This window comes from Solibacillus sp. NPDC093137, from assembly GCF_050280445.1.
In the GTDB taxonomy this organism is placed as follows: domain Bacteria; phylum Bacillota; class Bacilli; order Bacillales_A; family Planococcaceae; genus Solibacillus; species Solibacillus isronensis_B.
Genome location: NZ_JBNNVH010000009.1, coordinates 18,736 through 39,608 on the forward strand (window position 1 = coordinate 18,736; position 20,873 = coordinate 39,608).

Consider the following 20,873-nt stretch of genomic DNA (forward strand, 5'->3'; position numbering starts at 1 on the left):
GGCTTCTTCTATTCTCAGATATATTTCTTATAGATTTGTAAATCTGTAGATTGATTCGTGATGATAAGGAATTCCTTTTTTTATAATAGAACTTGGTAAATGTTTATATTTCATGCTATTTGGAGCATTTTGTACCTCTAAACAAATACCTAAATAATTTTGTGCGGGTGCTTCCTTAAATGAGTAGCCACTGCCGATTTTACTGCCAGTATATACAACTAAAGCTTGTTCATCCGTTATGATTGTAAGTTTGCGGCCACTTTCTTCCTCCGATAATACAATTTCACTTTTTTCTAATAAAAACGGATGGTCTATACCTCCGCTCGCCAACTTAACTTGCGGAAAGTTACTCTCCATGACTTCCTTCAAATATTTCTTTTCATTAAAGTCAAATATTGTTCCAATTACATTTTCTATATTGCCCAGCGGTAACCCCTGCTCATCAATATAAAGCATTCCTCTACTGGAAAATTTCAATGTATGCCCTTCAATCGTACGCTTTAAATTTCCGCTTAGATTAAAGTAACTATGATTTGTACAATTTAAAATCGTATCAGTATCGCTTATACCCTCATACGAAGTAATTAGCTCGTTACTGGCTGTTAATGTATAGGTAATAGACATATTTAACTTTCCAGGAAAATCAACGGATTCAAAATTGAGAAAGTATCTTACATATTGTCCACGCGAGGAAACACCTGTTTCAAATTGCCATAGCTGATTGTGAAAGCCGTCATTTCCACCGTGCAGTAAATGGTGCCCTTCATTTGCCCTCGCTTGAAAAGAAACTCCATTGATTTCTAAAATAGCATCTTCAAGACGGCCTGCAAAAGGTCCAATCGCCGCACCAAAAAACTGGGGATATTGTTTATATTTTTCTGCTGTATCAAATGAACAAACAACATTCTCAATTATTCCATTAGCATCAGGGGGAGCGATTGCCGTAATCGTACACCCTAATGTACAACTGCTTACATACATCCCATTCGTATTCGTTAAAATAACTTCATAAACGGGATACTTGTTTATTTGTCCAAAAGATCTAACTTCAATCATTGCAAACGTAATCAGCTAATACGATTTGTTGATTTGTGGCTACCGATTGCTGAATCGCGTGTAAAATCCCCACGTTTTTGCGTGAATAATTATGCTGTACTGTCAGGTCTCCATTAGTACGTACAGCATCGGAGAAGTATTCAACCTCTTGCTTGTATATATCTCCTCCGGTTTGTTCGATACGTTCTGTTGTTAAAGTATTGATAGTAATTTGTCCATTCCCGCTTAAACGGTCTGGTCTAAATGCATTTTTAACTTTTACCGTTCCCTTCGTCCCCACTATTTCATATTCATTTCGTTCTGTCATATCAAAACTACAATCGATCATGCCATGGATTCCATTTTCTAGCTCGACTATTCCAAACGCAGAAATATCGACAGTAGTTTTTGAATCTGCAACCCTTTTAAATGAAAGTGACTTAACGTCATTTCCCAAAATGAGTTGCATTGCATGAACCGAATAACAACCAACATCCCAGATAGCACCCCCACCTTTTTCTGCGTTCATGCGAATGTCACCTTCACGATCTGTTAAATAAAATGAGTGACTTGATTTAAAAAGTTTTACTTCACCAATTTCTCCAGAATCGATAATTTCTTTTACTCGCATATGCTGTGGATGAAATTGGTACATGAACGCTTCCATAAACTGTACATTCTCTTCATTACAAACTGTAATCATTTCTTCTAAATCAGCTTCATTTAATGCAGCAGGTTTTTCACACAAAATGTGCTTTCCTGCCTTTGCTGCTTTAATGACCCACTCTTTATGTAAATCATTTGGGAGTGGAATATAAATTACTTCTACCTCATGATCATTTAATAATTCATCATAACTCTCGTAAGCTCTTTCGATTCCTAGTTTTTCAGCGATCGCATGTACCTTTGGACCACGGCTGGCAATTGCAATGACTTCCGCATTTTCAGCACGTTTTATAGCCGGAATCAGTTGCGTTTGCGCAATATTGGCTGTACTTAAAATACCCCATTTTACTTTGTTCATTATGAATTCCTCCCTAGCGAAATAGTTTTAATTGTTCATTTAACGCTTTTGTCTGAGTGTAAATCTGTTGATATACCGCATATAGCTGATTGTATATTTCAACATTCTCAGGATTCGGTTCAAATTTCCCTTCTACTTGAACACAAGCCTGAACAGCTTCTTCAAAATCTGTGTATATATTCGCTCCTACCGCTGCAATCATACACGCACCGATACTTGGCCCTTGCTCATTTTTTAGTTTATACACCGTTACATTAAAAATATCGGCCTGCATTTGTAGCCAGACTGGACTTTTTGCGCCACCGCCGATAGAAACCATTTCGGTAATATCTTTGCCAGAGTTACGGAAAATCTCTAACGAATCACGCAGTGAAAAAACGATTCCCTCCATCACAGCCCGTGCAAAATGTTGCTTTGTATGTGATGCATCTATGCCAATATAGCTTCCACGAATCGTAGAATCTGCATAAGGTGTGCGTTCACCTACAATATATGGTGTAAATAATAACCCGTTACTTCCCGGAGTAATTGTATTAATCCCCGCAAACAATTCATCATAAGACTGCCCTTCCGCAAATCTCTCTTTAAACCAGCTAAGGGAGTGCCCCGCCGACAACGTAACCCCCATTGTGTAGTAAGCATCCTCTACAACATGGTTAAAATAGTGTACCTTTCCTTCAAAATCCTTTGTATTGGATTCTTCATATGATAATAGAACTCCCGATGTACCAATACTGACCATTGTTTTACCATCACCTGCAACACCAGAACCAATTGCCCCACAAGCATTATCCGCACCACCAGCATAAATCTTAGTTGCGGTCGTTAATCCTGTGCTTTTAGCAAATTCCTCTGTCAATTGCCCCACTTCTGTTGCCGATGACACAAGCGGTGGACATATTGCTAAATCAACTCCCAGCACTGCAGCTATTTCCTGACTCCATTCGCTCTTTTCTATATCCAGTAATAATGTGCCTGCCGCATCGGAATAATCCATATGCAAATTTCCAGTCATCACAAAACGCACATAATCCTTAGGTAATAGAAAAGTTTTTATCGCTTTGAAAATTTCCGGTTCATATTCCTTTACCCATAGAATCTTTGGTAACGTAAAACCTTCAAGAGCATTATTTTTAGTAATTCTCAGCAGGTCCTCCTGCCCAACTTGTTCAATAATTTGCTTACACTGCTCTGTTGTCCGCGTATCATTCCATAAGATTGCAGGTCGAAGAATATCATTATTTTCATCAAGTAGCACCAATCCATGCATTTGTCCAGAATAACTAATCCCTATAATAGTAGAAACATCTCCTGTAAACCGTTTAACAATTTCCTGAATTGCCGCTTTAGTTCCAGTCACCCAATCATTTGGATTTTGCTCTGAGTAACTTGGCTTTTCATGAATAAGCGGATAGCTCCTTGATGCTTCATCGACAATAGTTCCTTGCTCATTCATTAACAGTGCTTTTACAGCGCTTGTTCCTAGGTCAATCCCGATTACATACTTCATATTTCTGCCTCCACCCGTATACTGCATAAAAGGCTAGACCAAAAGTATAAATCTTTTGCTCTAGCCTCAAAAAGCTTCTTGACCCCAATTATTCAGCTATAACATTTAAAATGTACTGATTTATAATCATTTTCAATTTTTCTGTGCGACCTGAGCTGTTTTTAACGTCCCCAAGCCCTAAAGCATATTCTTCCAACTCTTTGAAGCCGACAGTCCCATCAACAATTTGTTTGCCAATGCCTTCGTTATAACTGCTATAACGATTATCTACGAAGTTTTCCAACACACCATCCTCCAATAGCTTGTGGGCAACCTTCAGTCCGACAGCAAATGAGTCCATTCCCGCTATATGTGCATAAAACAAATCATCCTGCTCAAATGATCCACGGCGTACTTTTGCATCAAAGTTCAAACCGCCCTTTCCGAGGCCGCCATTTTTCAAAATTTCATACATCGCTAACGTGTTTGTGTAAAGATCTGTAGGGAATTCATCCGTATCCCATCCAAGTAATGTATCGCCCTGGTTGGCATCCACTGAGCCCAGCATACCGTTAATACGCGCTGTATGTAACTCATGCTCAAATGTATGCCCGGCTAATGTTGCATGGTTTGCTTCTATATTGAATTTGAATTTGTTTTCTAATCCGTACGTACGCAAGAAACCAATCCCTGTTGCTACATCGAAGTCATATTGGTGTTTTGTCGGCTCTTTTGGCTTTGGTTCAATCAAGAATTGACCTTCATAACCAATTTCTTTTGCATAATCTACCGCCATGTTCAAGAACATACCAAGATTATCTTGCTCTAACTTCATATTTGTATTAAGCAGTGTTTCATAGCCTTCACGACCACCCCAGAAGACATAATTTTCAGCACCTAAACGCTTTGCTACTTCCAAGCCCTTTTTCACTTTCGCGGCCGAATAGGCAAAAACATCTGCATTCGGTGAAGTCGCAGCACCGTGAACAAAGCGTGGGTTTGAAAACATATTGGCTGTATTCCATAGGAGCTTAGTTTTTGATGTAGCCATGTATTTTTCCATCATGTCTATAATTTCATCCAGGTTTTTATTCGTTTCCGCCAATGACTGGCCTTCCGGTGCAACGTCTACATCATGGAAGCAGAAAAATGGCACATTTAACTTTTCATAAAATTCAAATGAAGCTTCTAAACGTGCCTTTGCTAGGTCCATGCCGGAAAATTTGTCCCATGACCGCTCCATATTTCCTGCACCAAACGGATCTCCGCCATCATACGTAAATGTATGCCAATAGGCTACACCAAAACGTAAAGTTTCCTCCATCGTTTTCCCGCCAACAACTTCCTCTGGATTGTAGTATTTAAATGCTAAATCACTTGTTGATTTTGGTCCTTCATACTTGATTGCTGAGATATTGCTGAAATATGACATATAATATTCCCCCGATTCATTTGTTTTTAGAAATGATGTCAACCCATACCGCCAAAATTAAAATCAAACCTTTTACGATATACTGCCAGTAAGCGCCGATATTCATCATCGACATTCCGTTATCAATACTTGCCATAATGAGTGCACCGATAATCGCACCAAAGATCTTCCCTTTACCGCCCATTAAAGATGTACCGCCAATTACGCAGGCTGCGATGGCATCCAATTCATAACTGTTCCCGGCAGATACTGTTGCTGCATTTAAACGTGCTGTTAATAACACACCTGCTACTCCAGCTAAAGCACCCATGCTGACGAATACATATAGCGTATTTCGTTTAATATTTATTCCCGATAATGCTGCTGCTTCCGGGTTGCCGCCTATTGCATAAATCCGGCGTCCAAATGCTGTTTTTGTTGTAATGAACATGAAAACAAGCGCAATTACCGCTACAATTAAAAACGGGATTGGAATACCTAAATAACGATTCAACATATACGTAATGACTACTAGAACAACAGAATAAACTGTCACTTTTCCATAATCGATTACAGAAGGCAATAATAATAAGCCCATTTCCTTACGCTTTCTACGACTATTTACCGTGAAAGCTATCATTAAAATAACGGCTATAGCAGCTATAATATAACCTGGTATAAATGGTAAGTAACTGTTTCCGATTTGTTTGAAACTTGGGTTTAATGATGAAATCGTTTGACCATCCGATAAACCAATTAGAACCCCTCGGAATATCAACATTCCGCCAAGCGTAACAATAAATGCGGGTACTGCTCGGTATGCGACCCACCATCCTTGCCATAACCCAATTAAACCTCCAATTATAATTGCTGCGAGTACAACAACCGGTGTACTCCATCCTTGCCAAACTTGCAGCATTGCGGCAATTCCACCTGTAACCCCTACAATCGAACCTACCGATAAATCAATGTGTCCTGCGACAATTACCAATGTCATTCCTACCGCAAGTACAGCTATGATCGACATTTGGGTAAATAAATTGGATATATTACGAGAAGATAAGAATTCCCCTCCAGTAAAAAATGTGAAAATAATAGCAATAAAAATTAAAGCAATAATTAAGGTATAGGATTGTAAATCGAATTTGAAGGATAATTTACTTTCTTTTTTGATTGTCTGTTCATTAATCACGTTTTTTCCCTCCAGTTGCACACATCATTACTTTTTCCTGTGTTGCTTCTTCTCTTGCAAATTCTCCCGTAATTTCTCCTTCACACATAACAAGAATTCGATCTGACATTCCTAAAACTTCAGGCAGCTCAGATGAAATTAGTACAATCCCTACACCTTGGTGGACAAGCTCATTCATAATTTTATAAATTTCATATTTAGCACCAACATCAATCCCTCTAGTAGGCTCATCTAAGATTAATAGTTTTGGATTATTCATAATCCACTTACTCAAAACAACCTTTTGCTGGTTTCCTCCACTTAGCTTTCCTACCTCTATGTCTAGATTAGGTGCTTTTAATTTCATCTTGGTTGTAATCTCTTCTGCTGCTCTTACTTCAAGTGCTTGGCTAATCACATTTAGTTTCATCACCTTGTTTAATGCAATCAGTGTCGTATTTTTTGCGATATCCATTCCTAGTACTAGACCGTATCGCTTACGATCTTCCGATACATAAGCAAATCCCTCTTTAATAGCATCCGCTGGTGATTTAATTGTTACGGTTTTATCATTTAATTTGACCGTACCTTCTTTTTTACCAGGCATTCCGCCAAACAAACTAATAAACAGCTCTGAGCGACCTGCTCCCATCAAGCCGGAAAACCCTACAATTTCACCCTTTTTAACATTGAAATTTATATTAGATACAACTTTTTTTCCCGATTTATTGTATGAAGTGTAGTTTTCTACATGTAATACATTTTCATCACTAATTTCATGCACCTCATAAGGGAATAACTCCGTCAGTTCACGACCAACCATCTTTGTAATGATCATTTCCTCAGTGAGATACTCGATGGAGTTCGTTGAGATTGTCTGACCATCACGTAAAATTGTTACAGAATCAGCCAGCTCCATTACTTCTCCTAATTTGTGCGAAATGTATATGCATGTTACACCTTGTTTTCGAAGTTCATTTAACAATTTAATTAAAACAGCTACATCACTTTCTGTAAGAGCAGCTGTCGGCTCATCTAAGATTAGAATATCCGTTTCCTTCGTCAGAGCTTTTGCAATTTCCAGAAGTTGCTGCTTTCCTACCGTTAATTCGGATACCTTCATTTGTGGATCCAGATCTAAACCAACCTTTTCAAGTGCTACCTTCGACTTTTTATAAATTTCATTCCAATTAATAACGGCCGAGCGCATTAAATCATGTCCTAAAAATAAATTTTCAGCAATCGTCATTTCACCAACCAATGCCAGTTCCTGATAAATAATTGCCACTCCTGCATCTTGTGATTCTTTAATATTTTTGAAACTTGCTTCTTTGCCTTTGATTAAAATTTTCCCACTGTATGTGCCCGCCGGATAAACGCCGCTTAATACTTTCATCAAGGTCGATTTCCCTGCACCATTTTCACCACATAAGGCATGGATTTCACCTTTTCGGACTGAAAAAGTAACATTGTCCAGAGCCTTAACACTTGGAAACTCTTTTGTTATTCCTTTCATTTCTAAAACATATTCAGTCATGTTTCCACCACCATTCTCCATATCCTCATTTAAAAGAAAGGAGGGAAATTCTCCCCTCCTTTTGCTGTTATTTACGGACGGTCACTTTCCGGAACATTTTTATATACATCATCATAGCTATGGAATTCATCTTCAATAACTGTTGTCATAAGTTCATCTTTACCTACTGAAATTGGGTCCAGCTTAATGAATGGAACATCCATCTGGCCATTGTTTACAGAATCCGTAGCAGTAACTTCCTCACCTTTTGCTAATTGAACCGCTACTTCTGCACTCTTTTCAGCAATTGCTTTTATTGGCTTGTAAACGGTCATTGTCTGTAATCCCTCTGCAATACGCTGAACACCTGCCAGGTCAGCATCTTGCCCAGAAATTAATACTTTACCAGCTAATCCCTGAGCTTCTAACGCCTGAATTGCGCCACCAGCCGTATTATCGTTTGAAGCAACGACAACATCAATATTGTTTTTGTTTGCAGTTAATGCGTTTTCCATGATTTTTAATGCTTCATTTGCATCCCAGTCTTTCGCCCACTGATCGCCTACAATTGTAATATCACCTTTATCAACTAATGGCTGAATAATATTCATTTGCCCTTCACGGAACATTTTTGCGTTGTTATCCGTTGGAGATCCCCCCATTAAGAAGAAGTTTCCATCAGGTTTTAAATTCACTAAATACTCCGCTTGCATCTCGCCCACACGTACGTTATCAAATGAAACATATGCACTGATATCTGCCCCGTTAATCAATCGGTCATATGCTAATACTGGAACGTCTTCTTCATTTGCCTGCTCCACAACAGTGGATAAAGAATCTGAATTAATCGCAATAATTACTAATGCATCTAAATCCTGAGACAGCATATTTTGTATTTGCGATAATTGCTTTGCTTCATCACCATTTGCAGACTGCACTACGACTTCTGCACCCATTTCTTCGGCCTTAGCTACGAAGAAATCACGGTCATGCTGCCAACGTTCTAATGTTAAGTCCGATACCGATAAACCAATCTTCAATTTATCGCCTGCTGAATCACTTGAATTTGCCTTGCCTGTATCTTTGCTTGAGTCGCCTGCATCCTGTCCGCAAGCTACCAATAACATTGATATTACTAACAGAATTCCAAAAAGAAAGCCCTTACATTTACGCATGAACTACACCCCTTTAATATTTGTAATATTCTCAATTTAAAAATAGAATAACATGTTAATATTTGTTTGTCTATTGGATGAACAAAGTTTTTTTGTTATACTTTAATTAAAATTATCGATCGTTTTGTATTGGAGGGATTGTTACTTTGTCTTGGAATCAACAAGTAGGGAAAAAATTTAATAAGCAGCAAATTTTAAATTATATTTTCTCTAAAAGGATTGTTTCTAGAGGAGAAATCATTGAAGAAATTGGGTTAAAAAAAGCAACTGTTGCAAATTTAGTAACAGAACTAATAGAGGACCGATTAATCGTAGAAGATGGCAAAGATTGTTCAACTGGAGGGAGAAGATCCCGGTTATTAAGGTTTAATGAAACAGCTGGTTTTGCACTTGGCATTGATATTGGCGTTAACTATTTATATGGTGCAGTCTTTAATCTAAAAGGGGAAATTGTTTTCGACCATTTCCAACTCGTACCATCAATTCAACTTGACGCGTATTTAAAAAGTATTTTGAGTTTAGTTGAATTACTCGTAAATAATGTGCCCCCTAGTCCATTCTCAATCGTCGGATTAGGAGTTGCCGTTCCTGGTTCTGTTAATAAAGACGGCGTAATTATTATTGCACCTAATTTACGTTGGGGAGATTTTGATATCAGTGGATATTTGCGTGATCGCTTTGACTTCCCCATCTATATTTCAAATGAGGCAAATGCTGGTGCCTATGCAGAGTATATTTTCGAAAATAATAAAGAAACTTCAAATCTATTATATTTAAGTATAGGTATCGGATTAGGTGTTGGGATTATTATTGATCATAATATTTATCTAGGTGTTAACGGCTATTCGGGCGAAAGTGGTCATACAATCATACATATGAATGGTCGTAAATGCACTTGCGGGCGCAACGGATGTTGGGAAGCATACGCCTCAGAATACGCTCTCATTCATGATGCGACTTATATGTTAAAAGAAAGAGAACTATCATTAGAGCAGCTAATTACCTTGGCTGAAGAGGGTCATGAAGATGTTATTCAATTATTTAAGGAAACCGGGTACTATATCGGTCTCGGGATTACTAATTTAATTCAAACATTTAACCCCGAAAAAATTATTATTGGTAATCGTATAGTAAAAGCGCAAAAATTTATTGAGCAATCTATATTAGATACAATTCACGCTAATACTATGCATTTTCAGCGGGATAACTACTCTGTGCAATTTTCGAAATTAAAGGATCGTGCAATCGCCCTCGGTGCTGCCTCTTTTATCATTGATCAATTTATTCAGCTACCATTCGATTAATCTCTACTTTCATAGGGAAAATATATTTAACTTATCTCGTATAGTTAAAAAATGTATATTATGTTATGATAAGCAAGCCTATAACACTCTCGAATAATAATATAATATTGGAGAAAACTTATGGAAAACCTTAATTTAATGCTTGAAAAAAACAGTCATTTGGAAAGCGAACGTCTTTTTTTACGTCCAATTTCAATTGAAGATACTGAAGATATGTATGAATACACAGCAGATGAAGAAACAACGAAATTCCTTTATCATGCACACAAAGATCTAGAACAAACGAAGAAAATGATTGAGAATTATTTTATGAAAGAACCTGCCGGGAAGTATGCGATCGTATTAAAAGAAAGCAATAAAATGATCGGTGCAATTGAATTCCGTGTCCATGAATGGAATAAAAGCGGCGAACTTGGCTTTACATTGAACCGCAGTTTCTGGGGAAAAGGCTATATATCAGAAGCCAGCAAAGTTGTACTGGATTTAGCCTTCAATACACTTGGCTTAGAACGAGTATTTGCGGAATCACACGTTCATAATGCGGCTTCCGCTAAAGTAATGCAGCGTTTAGGGATGACCCATGAAGGAACGATGCGAAAAAATCATATGATCAAAGGTACTCTCGTAGATAGTGTATATTACTCTATTTTAAAAGAGGAATTCCAACAGGCTTAACAAAAAAACTCGATCATTACAAATAAAGCCCTTCATTCTGTTTTTAGAATGAAGGGCTTTTCAAATTCAATCGGTTCTTAAAGTTGCATTATTATTAGAACGGATTTGTATTCATTAATGTTGCGTTTTTAATATACATGCGGTTGTTCAGCTTCAATTGCGCGATAATATAGTCTGCAATATCTTCAGGGTGCATATATTGATCTCTTTTTTCATCAGGCACTAGGTTCAGTGCATCAGCCAAATCTGTTGCGATTGTACTTGGCGCTAATGCTGTTACACGAATATTGTTGCGGCGCACTTCTGCTGCTAGCGACTCTGTTAAGCCGATGACACCGAATTTAGAAGCACTGTATGCACTTGATGTTGCTGCACCGTTTAAACCGTTTGTAGATGAAATATTAATAACATCACCTGCATTTTTTTCGATTAATTGCGGTACAATTGTGTGCGATACATAAAAAGTACCCATTACATTGATGTCGACAATTTCTTTAAATTCTGCCGGATCCATATCAACAAGCTTATCAAATTTCCCTACGCCCGCATTGTTAACTAAAATATCCGTTAAACCCAACTCTTCTTTTAGATGGGCAGCAGCCTTCTGTACTTGTTCTAAATTTGAAACATCCGCCACTGCATAGGCAGCTTTAACACCATGGCTTTCGATTTCTTTCGCCACGTTCTGTAGTGCTTCTTCTGAACGTGCAATGATCCCTACGTTCACACCCTCTTTTGCTAATGCTACCGCTACCGCTTTGCCGATTCCGCGTGCAGCACCTGTTACAACTGCTACTTTACCTTGTAATGACTGACTCAATATTATCGTCTCCTTTAAACATTATTTCAATAAAATTTTAACATAGCGTACTTCCATCCGTCATATTTCGTGTTCGGACGATATAGAAAGTATTTTTAATTGTTGCGATCTGATAAATCTAAAATATTTTCAATTCGCCCTCTGTTATAACGTTGCGTTAATATAAATGGTAGATTGGCCAAGAGTGCGTAGATAATATTAATCCAGCCTGCCCAAACAGGATTCCACAGGAAAAATAGTGGCGCAGGTAAAATAAGCAGCCAATGCGTCATTTCAGCCCTTTTTGTTTCAGCGGCAAAGACGATCAGATTTTCCCGCTTCGTACCATGTAAATGGCTTTTATTATAACTTTTCTTTGCAATCGAAGAGCCATCAATTAAGTGCTTTTTCCATTTCTTCACTAAAAATAACCGATTCCAGATTTCCCCGTGCTCCTCCCACTTTGCAATACGGAAAAATACAACATCCTTCAGAAAAAAGCGTAAAGGAATGTTGAAACAGAGCGCTGAAATTGATAAGTGAAGAACGAACCATGCCACTATGTTAACAACGAGAAGCCAAATTGCATTAATAACTGTCATACCTCTCTCCTATTACACTTTGATTTTTCTGCCTCTCCACATGACCGAATGCAAAACATGCGTACGGTATAATGAGTACAAAAATACGGATGTAAAAAATAAAACAAAAAAAGGATAAATCAAGAAAACAACGAGATGAAAATCCCCTACTCTTTTCGCAAGCAAATACAAATGCGCACCGTATAATAAATAGACGACAATGCTGCTGAAGAACGCTACAGAAGATTCCGTTAAAAAGGCGATGAAGGGAGCCATTGCGACCATAATAACACCAAAAATCCAAAGCTGTATGAGCAGCATGACAAATTTATGAGTGGATTGGGAAGCTGTCGCCAAATTTTTTGTCCAGCCTTCCATTAGTTGCTTCGGTCCCTCTTCATACATTCGCATATTTATAATCCCTTTTCCGGCATAATTGGTCACCGGTAAGTCTTTCGCTATAAAAACATCACTCAGCGCAAAGTCATCCATAATCGATTCTTCCGCAGCTTCATGACCTCCCGTTGCAATGTAACTCTCATTATCACAAAGAATACATGGTCCAAATGATCCTGCCGTTGCAAACTTTTCTTTCCAGACAGTAAATACATTCATTCCTGTCAGCACAATAATATTAAATATTACCGATAAATTTTCATATCGTTTTACAATTTGGTGATATGGCTGAATTGATAATATCCCTTTTCCTTCTTGCTTGCTAAAGCTGTTTACAATGCGCTCAAGGCTGTCTTCAGCAGCAAGCTGAACATCCGCATCCAAAAAAAGGAGCCATTCTCCTCTTGCAGATTGTGCCCCATACGCACAAGCATTGGATTTACCCGGGCTCATCTCGCCTACTTGTTTACATATTAAAACCTTCGCTCCGTATGACGATGCAACTTCAGCAGTATGATCCGAGGAACCATCATCGACTACAATTATTTCAAAACGCTTCCAACTTTGTTGCTGGAGTGATTTTAACAATGGCGGCAACCGAAGCGCTTCATTTCTGGCTGGTATGATGATCGACAATAAAGGTAATGGCGGATTCCCCTCTTTTGCTGGTGGTTTTCTTGTAGACCAAAACATCAGGACACCACATAATAAACCGAGTAAGGATAGTATTTGCACAACCAAATACAAAGTTTCCATTGATCATGTTCCTTCCATTTGCATTTGTCTTATAGCTAGTACTATTTACTTCTTCCTATCTTTTTCGATCAGTTTCTTCGCCACCTGTTGCCCGCTAAGCGTAACCATTGGCATACCGCCACCCGGATTAACAGTTCCCCCGACGAAATATAAATTATCATAGCGTTCACTTTGCTTCGGATGTTTAAATCCTTTATTTATTTTCTTATCGGATACAGTTCCGTAAATTGCCCCGCGGTCCGAAGAATACGTCCGTTCAATATCATGAGGTGTCCACATATCCTTTGTAACAATACTTTCTCTAAGATTGTCCAAACCCATATTTTCCAGCTTTATTAATACCTTTTCCGCAAACTCGGTATATTGCTGCCGAGCTAGAGGCTTATCTTGAAGGTGAGAAATATGTGGAAGGATTTTAAGGTTCTCATGACCCGGCAGTGCTTGTTTTGGATCTGTTTTATTCACGTTCACTAAATAAATGACAGGATCATCCGGAAGTTCATGCTTCTCAAAAATCATATTCATTTGCTTTTTCATATTTTTAGCGAAAAAGAAATTATGATGGGCCAGTTGAGGGTAGCTATTTTTAACCCCTAAATGTAAGACAAGGCCCGAGCTTGCTGGCTCAAATTTTTCATCTAATTTATCGGTATAACTTTCTTTTTCCTCAGTTAATTGTTTATATGTTGGGATAACTTCCATATTGGAAACAAAATAATCAGCAGACAGTTTCGTCCCATCATCTGTATAGGCTGCCGTAATAGTTCGTTTGTTTTTATCCAATTTCACTATCTTTTTTCCAAGATGGAAGGTTACACCAATATCTTCAGCTAACTTCACTAAAGCGTTTGCCAAATTGTGCATCCCACCAGGCACATACCAGATTCCCTGGGCGTGCTGCATGTAAATCATCATATTCAGAACTGCCGGCGCATGATAAGCGGAAGATCCAACATATTTTACAATATAGCTCAGCATATCCCGGAATTGCGGGTTCTTAATTCTTTTATCAATCGCATCAAACATAGTCGATGATAAATCAAATTTCCTCAATGATTGAAACGCACCATGAAATTGGATCACTTCCTTTAGATTATCTAACCCTTGATTAAAATAACCTTGCTCCGTTATCTCGTATAATCCCTTGGAATAGTCCAGTAATTTATTGTATTGTTTAATATCTTTTTTCGTTAGAGATGGATTCAAGTTTTCCATATCGTGCAGATTTTCATATAAATCGATTGTATTACCTTCCGGGAAAAATGAGCGCCACTGATGGCTCAATCGCTGAATCTTCACATAATCACTCATTTGTTTTCCGCTTTGTTGAAATAAAGTTTCGAATATATGAGGCATCGTTAGGATCGATGGCCCTAAATCAAAACCGAAACCATCCTGCTCTAAACGGTTCAACTTTCCGCCGAGATGATTGTTCTGTTCATATATGTCAACATCGTACCCTTTTTGCTGGAGTGAAATTGCTGCAGATAAACCTCCAAGCCCTCCGCCAATTACAACCACTTTTTTCTTACCGGACATAGTGTCTCCCCCTCTATTTTCCATTTATTTAAACTCTAATCTGCTCTAACCGTTCCCGGACAACAAAATTTCTTTTCGTTAAGCAGTCATATTGGTTTTCCCGAATCACATTTAAAATCTCGCGGTAAACATTTGCCGCCCTCATAAGCGGTACTTTACTATCGTTATCAAATTTCACAAGATGATTTGAAAATTCATCATATAAAGTTTCGGCTCGTACCGCCAAATGTTCCCAAAGAGTAATAAACGAGTCATCAATTATCTGTTGATCCAATTTTTCTTTACCATATCCGAAGCGTAACTGCTCCATTACCGGAAGATAAATGCGGTTCTTTTCATAAAAATCTTCGCCTATATCTCGTAAAATATTCGTAAGCTGCATCGCAATACCGAGTTTAACCGCAGTCTTTTTAAGATATTGATGATTTTCCGTTGCAATAATCGGAAGTAGCATCAAGCCGACAGAGCCAGCTACATAATAGCTATACTCTTCTAATTGTCGGAGTGTTTTTGGTGAGGAAAAATAAATATCCATCTCTTGTCCTGTCAATTGATCGTAGAAAGGCTGAATATCCATATCAAATGTATTAAATACATGCCGCAGCGCTCTCCATAATGGATGATTCCGTTCTTCATGGTGACTGAAAAGATCGAGTTCATGGCGTAATTGATTTATAGCCGCGCTCTTAACCGCAATAATTGGATTTTCGTCCACACTATCGTCGGCTATTCTGCAAAAAGCGTAAATTGCATAGACAGCATATCTCTTTTCTGCCGGAAGTCCGGAAAATGCAAAATAAAAGCTTTTGGAATGCTTTTTAATAATATTTTCGCAGTATTTTAAATCCGAGTTCAATTGGTGCTGTATCATATCAATCTCCCCTTTTGATAGTTTAGTAGTCAAACTGAATCCCTTGATCATCTGATATGAGTTCCTGAGCAGCTATTTTCGCAGAAAGGAGAACGATTGGCACACCTGCACCTGGATGCGTACTACTGCCTGTAAAGTACAGGTTTTCACAATGGGTCGCTTTACTTTGCGGGCGCATATGATTACTCTGCCTCAACGTTGGCTGCAATCCGAATGTTGCGCCATTGTATGCATTAAACCGCTGTTTGAAATTCAATGGTGTTGTGTATGATTCCGAGACAATTTCTTCTTCCAGATTTTCAAACCCTTTTATTTTTTTCATTTCACGAATCAAATAATCACGGTAATATTGAATCGTTTCTTCATTCCATTCATACTTCGCTGTTGAAAGTTCGGATACCGGCAGCAGAACATAAATTGCTTCCTTCCCTTCCGGTGCCATCGACGGGTCAGCTTTTGACGGGATATGAATATAAAATGCGCCATCCTGAAGCTTTTTTCCTGAAAAAATATCATTTATATTTTTCTTCATCTCACTTTTGAAAACAAAATTATGCACTCCCTCTACTTGATCGTATTTGCGGTTAGTTCCTAAATAAAGGAGGAAGCAGGAGCAGGAATATTTCATCGCATCGATTTTTTCATCGGTATATTTCCCTTTCGCCTTTTTATCTTGAACGAGCTCTTTCATTGCATAAGGAAAGTCTGCGTTACACATAACGTAATCAGCCTCTTCCCTTCTGCCATTCACGTAAATTCCATTGGCATGGCCGTCCTCGATGGAAATTTTCTCGACGTCAGCATTGTAGTGGACCTTACCACCAAGTTCATAAAACAGTTTTTCCATCGATGTCGCCATTGTGTGCATCCCGCCTTTGATAAACCAAACTCCGTACAAAAATTCAATCATAGGAATAATCGAATACAGTGAAGGCCCGTTATATGGGGAGATGCCTATGTACAATGTTTGAAAACTAAGCATATTTTTAATTCGTTCATCTTTAATATATTTACCAATAAAATGATCGGCGCTGTCGAAGGTTTTTAATTTCAAAGTTTGTTTGATCATAAATGGATTGTAAAAGTCTTTAAATTTGCGGAAAGGCCGTTGGATAAAATAATTCTTTGCGACGATAAAACGTTTATATATTTCCTGTAAGTAATCCAAAAAACCTTGTGCATCATCAGGGTTTATACTTTCTAGTGTTTTCATCATTTCGGTTAAGTCGGACGAGCCTTTATACGGGCGATCCATCTCGTCTTTAAAATAGACTTGAAACATCGGATCGAGCTTCTCCATTGGTATGTAATCGTCAGGGTCCCGGCCGCATAATTCGAAAATCTCCCTGTATAATTCAGGCATCATCACAATAGTTGGCCCCAAATCAAATTTAAAACCATCCTTTTCAATACGATGCATTTTTCCTCCCGGCATTGCTTCCTTTTCAAACAGTTCCACTTCGTAACCCGCTTGCTGTAGACGAATTGCACTTGCCATCCCTGCTACACCAGCTCCAATAACAATGACTTTTTTTTTCATATTTGTGCTCCCCTAATTAATTATTAAAATGACATTTGCCTTTCCTCATATATGTAGATTGATAGCTTTTCGTCAAACGTTATACATTAATATTAATGTTGTATAACCTTTGATGACAATGGGTTTTCAAGTTTTTTACTTTTTCTCTAAAACGTTTACCCTTTTTCCCTACTTTCAATCCTAATTAATATGTAACTTTTTCAGATTTATTGTTCGAATTTTTAATTCCAATCCTTTTACAATCCCCATCAAATTTCATTAGCTTTGTATAATGTTTATAGAGGGTAATCCAGCATCACCCAAACAAAAAAGACACTAATTCAAATTGAATTGTGTCTCCGTTACTTATAGCTCTGTTATTTTAATCGTTCCACACCAAATTACTATTTAAGCTTCTGTACATGTAAAAACTATAGGCATTACATAACGCCGCCTATTACAGCGTTGCCTATACGCAATGTATTGTTTGAATATGTTCAATATTTACATACGTTCGTTTCTCTTTCGCTGTTTTCAGCTCCAGCATCTTGCCATTAATACTTTTTACTTTCCCTATATGATGAGTCTTCTCCCCCATATTTAACACAATCAGCTTATTTAATAGTATCGCCAGCTGCTTTTCGAAATTCGCTTCAAATCCCTCTTCTGCTTGTTTTCCGCTATATTCCGCCTCTGATAAACCATACGGCCGCTCATTAGGCGTATAAGGAATAATCCATTTTATATGGTTTATTGGAATATAGATCTTTTTATAAACAGGTGAAAAGAACACAAGATAATCATCCATAACTTCTAGAACTGTGCCATATAAGTACTTTTTATTGATAATGCATATTTCCTGGTTAATTCCCTTTGCCTCTTTTAGGATACTCTCAAATGTTAAATTCTTTTTATTATCATCCAAAGGAATAATTGGGGAATCGGAAGGCCCTGCAAATTCAGTATCTGGTGTATCGGCTACAATATATTCAATATGGCTGACGGGGATATAAACAAAATTTTCGCCGTTAAATAATACAATAATGTCGCTGCCGCTATCGAAAATAATACCTTTGAAAAGCTGATCTCCTATTAAACTGACTGTGACATATTCTTTCTGTTCTCCTTGCCATATGTGATACAAATTGCTTCCTCCTATCTACTGAACAAACAACATAATCCATAAATATAAACTAAATAAACTGACAAACAATCCAATTGGAATGACAAGGAATGTTACCTTCAAATATTTCCGCCAAGTCATTTTCACACCATACTTTTTAAGTTCGAACATCCAAATTAATGTGGCAAGTGTACCGATTGGTGTTAATAGTGCCCCTATATCGCTTCCGATTACACTGGCAAGATATGCAATCTGTACAATTAGAGGATCCAGTCCCATATCGACAATTGCCATTGTACTGAACATGACAGCCGGTAAATTATTTACTAAATTTGAAAGCACAGTTGTCAGCATTCCCATAATAATTGTTGCCTGTAAAGCATCCTGAGCTATGAACTCTCTCAATGAAGATACAATGAAGTCATTTAAACCGACATTTTTGAGCCCATAAACAAGGACATACATATTAAAGGCAAATAGAAATATTTGCCATGGTGTATTTCTTATCACATCTTTAATTCCAATGCGGATACGAATCCACCGATAAATAATGAGAATGGCAGCACCGAATAATCCGATAAATTCAAGCGAGATACCAAAAGGAGTGAGGGCAAAAAACGCAATTCGAGTTGTTATTATAATGAGTAAGCATACTTTGAACATCTTCCAGTCGATATCTTCCGGATTACCTGCCGGATCAAGAGGATGTGTATATAATTGAGTAGAATGGAGGTGTGCACGTTTAAAGGGAATCATGGTAGAAACTTTCGGTATATCCTTTTTGAAATATAAAAAAAGCAGCCAGGCGATAACAAAAATACCAATCATCGACGGGATAAACATCATGAGTACATAGTCATTTAAAGTGAGGCCAACAATTTTCAGTGCAATTAAGTTCGAAATATTACTAACTGCAATGGGGGCACTGGCAGCTGTAGCAATAAGAGCACCTGAAATTAAGTATGGATACATTTGATGCGGTTTAAATTTGAGTAGTTGGACTATACGAATGATGATTGGTGTAGTAATTAAAATACTGCCATCATTATTAAACAGCATTGTCATTAAAAAGCAGAGCAAATTTGTATAAATATAAAGCCTAATACCAGATCCTTTAGACCTGTTGACAATGTTGAATGCAATCCACTTGAAAAAGCCGATACTTTCCAAAACAATCGTCATCATAATGGTCGAAAGGATTGTAAGTGAAGGTCCACTGACGATGCCCATGATATCAAGAATGTCAGTCCACGATACAATACCCAGGATTAACACAATTGCCGCCCCCATAGTTGTTGGGACCGTTTCATTAACATTCATAGGTCTCCAAAGCATAAAGACAATCGTGAATGTAAAGATAATAAGCATCATGATGAGCGAGCTATCCCACATTAATATCCGCCGCCTCATTACTAATAAATTTCGATCTTACTGGTTCATGTGCGAATTCTTTCTCTAGTTCCAGTACTGGTTCGACTCCCGGCCCGTTGACTATTCTTTGTTCAATTGGAGCTGAAATATATAATTTATAAAATAAACCTCCCACTATTGTGAAGTAGAGGATTATAAATAAAATGAGCACCATTTCACCTCCTTCTTTTGGAATTTTGTTGCGAATATTAGTCTAATGAGTTTTAAGTGGCTAAGTACTGTATTACTTTCTTCTGTTCCCTGAGGACTTTGTATTCGTACTGCTTTTTGCTTCTTGACTTTGAGCTTCTTGGCCTTCTTCTTGGCTCTCTTCTTTTACACCGAAGCTGATATTTCGAATATGGAACATTGAAAGCTGGATAACTTCTTCTTTAGAGAAAATCGTTACGTAATCGTCTTCTACCTCATTTAAAATTCCCTCAAGTGATTCCGGGCCTCCGCGGTTTACCTTTACCCAACTATGTCTAAAATTCGAAATGACGGACTTGAAATCTTCGCCTTGGTAGTAACCCATATTTTCATTTCCTTCGAACCCTTTGTCTAGACTGCCTTTAGCATGAAGTGTAATACTCTTTACATGTTGCATTTTATAGTAAACAACACCGTCATCTTTCGTGAATAGCACAAAATAATCCCCTTCTACTGCCAGCAACATTCCAACGCGTGACTCTGGACCACCTCTGTCGATTTTTACAACTTTCCCGACAAGCGAAAGCATTAAGTCTCTGTTCATGATGTTATACTCCTCCTATTTTTAGCTTACTGAAATAATATGAATTGAATTTTTTAATAAAGAGGTAAAGCGCCCACTGTTTTAAAACTTTACATTAACGGCATTTAACCCGAGCGTACTAAATTGTCTTTTAGTAATGAAGTAACTATGAGGTTTAACGGGCCGAGCCTTTGTACTACAGGGCTGTTTAATAAGCATGCCTTTCCGGAAATAGGGGGTGGCAATCTTAAATAAAGGTAGTTTTTGCTGTTATTTTAAAACCAAAAATAACAACAAACACCTAACTGTGATTACTTAAATAAATTTCACTCCAATATCCTTTTCA

18 protein-coding genes are annotated in these 20,873 nt (G+C 37.8%); 2 read left to right on the plus strand and 16 right to left on the minus strand.

The features are described from left to right. Window positions 1–27 precede the first annotated feature (27 nt). The 7 genes from ACQKN3_RS19020 to xylF form a co-directional block, all read right to left on the minus strand. Entirely contained in the window at window positions 28–1,056 is a 1,029-nt protein-coding gene (locus ACQKN3_RS19020; RefSeq protein ID WP_427714042.1) for an aldose epimerase family protein, read from the minus strand. Continuing rightward, on the minus strand, window positions 1,049–2,059 hold the full coding sequence (locus ACQKN3_RS19025; RefSeq protein ID WP_427714044.1) for a Gfo/Idh/MocA family protein: 1,011 nt from the start codon (window positions 2,057–2,059) through the stop codon (window positions 1,049–1,051). The genes ACQKN3_RS19020 and ACQKN3_RS19025 overlap by 8 nt, the downstream gene beginning before the upstream one ends. Before the next feature lie 13 nt (window positions 2,060–2,072). Further along, a complete protein-coding gene (xylB, locus tag ACQKN3_RS19030; protein WP_427714046.1) occupies window positions 2,073–3,569 on the minus strand; it encodes a xylulokinase in 1,497 nt (498 codons plus the stop codon). An 88-nt stretch (window positions 3,570–3,657) separates the two neighbouring features. Further along, the gene (gene xylA, locus ACQKN3_RS19035) at window positions 3,658–4,980 is read right to left on the minus strand and encodes a xylose isomerase (RefSeq protein ID WP_427714048.1); all 1,323 of its coding nucleotides are present in this window, start codon (window positions 4,978–4,980) and stop codon (window positions 3,658–3,660) included. A gap of 16 nt (window positions 4,981–4,996) precedes the next feature. Beyond that, the gene (locus ACQKN3_RS19040; RefSeq protein WP_340716969.1) at window positions 4,997–6,151 is read right to left on the minus strand and encodes a sugar ABC transporter permease; all 1,155 of its coding nucleotides are present in this window, start codon (window positions 6,149–6,151) and stop codon (window positions 4,997–4,999) included. Then, window positions 6,144–7,667 carry a xylose ABC transporter ATP-binding protein gene (locus ACQKN3_RS19045; protein ID WP_427714052.1) on the minus strand — a complete coding sequence of 508 codons (1,524 nt, stop codon included), beginning with the start codon at window positions 7,665–7,667 and terminating at the stop codon, window positions 6,144–6,146. The genes ACQKN3_RS19040 and ACQKN3_RS19045 overlap by 8 nt, the downstream gene beginning before the upstream one ends. A 71-nt stretch (window positions 7,668–7,738) precedes the next feature. After that, window positions 7,739–8,821: a D-xylose ABC transporter substrate-binding protein gene (gene xylF / locus ACQKN3_RS19050; protein WP_427714054.1), complete on the minus strand. Its 1,083-nt coding sequence runs from the start codon at window positions 8,819–8,821 to the stop codon at window positions 7,739–7,741. 146 nt (window positions 8,822–8,967) lie between these two features. Here xylF and ACQKN3_RS19055 point away from each other — a divergent pair, with 146 nt between their 5' ends. Together ACQKN3_RS19055 and ACQKN3_RS19060 are read left to right on the plus strand one after the other, a co-directional pair. Then, window positions 8,968–10,125 carry an ROK family protein gene (locus ACQKN3_RS19055; RefSeq protein ID WP_427714057.1) on the plus strand — a complete coding sequence of 386 codons (1,158 nt, stop codon included), beginning with the start codon at window positions 8,968–8,970 and terminating at the stop codon, window positions 10,123–10,125. A 120-nt stretch (window positions 10,126–10,245) separates the two neighbouring features. Beyond that, window positions 10,246–10,800, plus strand: coding sequence for a GNAT family N-acetyltransferase (locus tag ACQKN3_RS19060; RefSeq protein WP_427714059.1), 555 nt, complete (start codon window positions 10,246–10,248; stop codon window positions 10,798–10,800). A gap of 94 nt (window positions 10,801–10,894) precedes the next feature. On the opposite strand, the gene ACQKN3_RS19065 is transcribed toward ACQKN3_RS19060, so the two are convergent. The 9 genes from ACQKN3_RS19065 to ACQKN3_RS19105 all read right to left on the minus strand — a co-directional run bounded on the left by ACQKN3_RS19065 (window position 10,895) and on the right by ACQKN3_RS19105 (window position 20,548). Continuing rightward, window positions 10,895–11,620, minus strand: a complete 726-nt coding sequence (locus ACQKN3_RS19065; protein ID WP_340716965.1) for a 3-ketoacyl-ACP reductase — start codon at window positions 11,618–11,620, stop codon at window positions 10,895–10,897. Window positions 11,621–11,715: 95 nt separating this feature from the next. Continuing rightward, window positions 11,716–12,201: a glycosyl-4,4'-diaponeurosporenoate acyltransferase gene (locus ACQKN3_RS19070; protein WP_427714062.1), complete on the minus strand. Its 486-nt coding sequence runs from the start codon at window positions 12,199–12,201 to the stop codon at window positions 11,716–11,718. A 12-nt stretch (window positions 12,202–12,213) separates the two neighbouring features. Then, the gene (locus ACQKN3_RS19075) at window positions 12,214–13,332 is read right to left on the minus strand and encodes a glycosyltransferase (RefSeq protein WP_427714065.1); all 1,119 of its coding nucleotides are present in this window, start codon (window positions 13,330–13,332) and stop codon (window positions 12,214–12,216) included. Between the two features lie 45 nt (window positions 13,333–13,377). Continuing rightward, window positions 13,378–14,871, minus strand: a complete 1,494-nt coding sequence (locus ACQKN3_RS19080) for a phytoene desaturase family protein (RefSeq protein ID WP_427714067.1) — start codon at window positions 14,869–14,871, stop codon at window positions 13,378–13,380. 28 nt (window positions 14,872–14,899) lie between these two features. Next, the gene (locus ACQKN3_RS19085; protein WP_427714070.1) at window positions 14,900–15,742 is read right to left on the minus strand and encodes a phytoene/squalene synthase family protein; all 843 of its coding nucleotides are present in this window, start codon (window positions 15,740–15,742) and stop codon (window positions 14,900–14,902) included. Between the two features lie 22 nt (window positions 15,743–15,764). Beyond that, window positions 15,765–17,282 (minus strand): phytoene desaturase family protein, encoded by a 1,518-nt coding sequence (locus tag ACQKN3_RS19090; protein WP_427714073.1) that lies wholly within the window; start codon window positions 17,280–17,282, stop codon window positions 15,765–15,767. Window positions 17,283–17,730: 448 nt separating this feature from the next. Further along, window positions 17,731–18,405, minus strand: coding sequence for a DUF6897 domain-containing protein (locus ACQKN3_RS19095; protein WP_251691427.1), 675 nt, complete (start codon window positions 18,403–18,405; stop codon window positions 17,731–17,733). A gap of 15 nt (window positions 18,406–18,420) precedes the next feature. Continuing rightward, window positions 18,421–19,776 carry an arsenic transporter gene (locus ACQKN3_RS19100; RefSeq protein ID WP_427714076.1) on the minus strand — a complete coding sequence of 452 codons (1,356 nt, stop codon included), beginning with the start codon at window positions 19,774–19,776 and terminating at the stop codon, window positions 18,421–18,423. Window positions 19,777–20,038: 262 nt separating this feature from the next. After that, window positions 20,039–20,548 carry a hypothetical protein gene (locus ACQKN3_RS19105; RefSeq protein ID WP_427714079.1) on the minus strand — a complete coding sequence of 170 codons (510 nt, stop codon included), beginning with the start codon at window positions 20,546–20,548 and terminating at the stop codon, window positions 20,039–20,041. Window positions 20,549–20,873 lie beyond the last annotated feature (325 nt).

Coding starts and splice junctions, on each gene's coding strand:
- ACQKN3_RS19020 (WP_427714042.1), bottom strand. CDS start 1,056: ATGATTGAAGTTAGATCTTTTGGACAAATAAACAAGTATCCCGTTTAT.
- ACQKN3_RS19025 (WP_427714044.1), bottom strand. CDS start 2,059: ATGAACAAAGTAAAATGGGGTATTTTAAGTACAGCCAATATTGCGCAA.
- xylB (WP_427714046.1), bottom strand. CDS start 3,569: ATGAAGTATGTAATCGGGATTGACCTAGGAACAAGCGCTGTAAAAGCA.
- xylA (WP_427714048.1), bottom strand. CDS start 4,980: ATGTCATATTTCAGCAATATCTCAGCAATCAAGTATGAAGGACCAAAA.
- ACQKN3_RS19045 (WP_427714052.1), bottom strand. CDS start 7,667: ATGACTGAATATGTTTTAGAAATGAAAGGAATAACAAAAGAGTTTCCA.
- xylF (WP_427714054.1), bottom strand. CDS start 8,821: ATGCGTAAATGTAAGGGCTTTCTTTTTGGAATTCTGTTAGTAATATCA.
- ACQKN3_RS19060 (WP_427714059.1), top strand. CDS start 10,246: ATGGAAAACCTTAATTTAATGCTTGAAAAAAACAGTCATTTGGAAAGC.
- ACQKN3_RS19070 (WP_427714062.1), bottom strand. CDS start 12,201: ATGACAGTTATTAATGCAATTTGGCTTCTCGTTGTTAACATAGTGGCA.
- ACQKN3_RS19075 (WP_427714065.1), bottom strand. CDS start 13,332: ATGGAAACTTTGTATTTGGTTGTGCAAATACTATCCTTACTCGGTTTA.
- ACQKN3_RS19080 (WP_427714067.1), bottom strand. CDS start 14,871: ATGTCCGGTAAGAAAAAAGTGGTTGTAATTGGCGGAGGGCTTGGAGGT.
- ACQKN3_RS19085 (WP_427714070.1), bottom strand. CDS start 15,742: ATGATACAGCACCAATTGAACTCGGATTTAAAATACTGCGAAAATATT.
- ACQKN3_RS19090 (WP_427714073.1), bottom strand. CDS start 17,282: ATGAAAAAAAAAGTCATTGTTATTGGAGCTGGTGTAGCAGGGATGGCA.
- ACQKN3_RS19100 (WP_427714076.1), bottom strand. CDS start 19,776: ATGTGGGATAGCTCGCTCATCATGATGCTTATTATCTTTACATTCACG.
- ACQKN3_RS19105 (WP_427714079.1), bottom strand. CDS start 20,548: ATGAACAGAGACTTAATGCTTTCGCTTGTCGGGAAAGTTGTAAAAATC.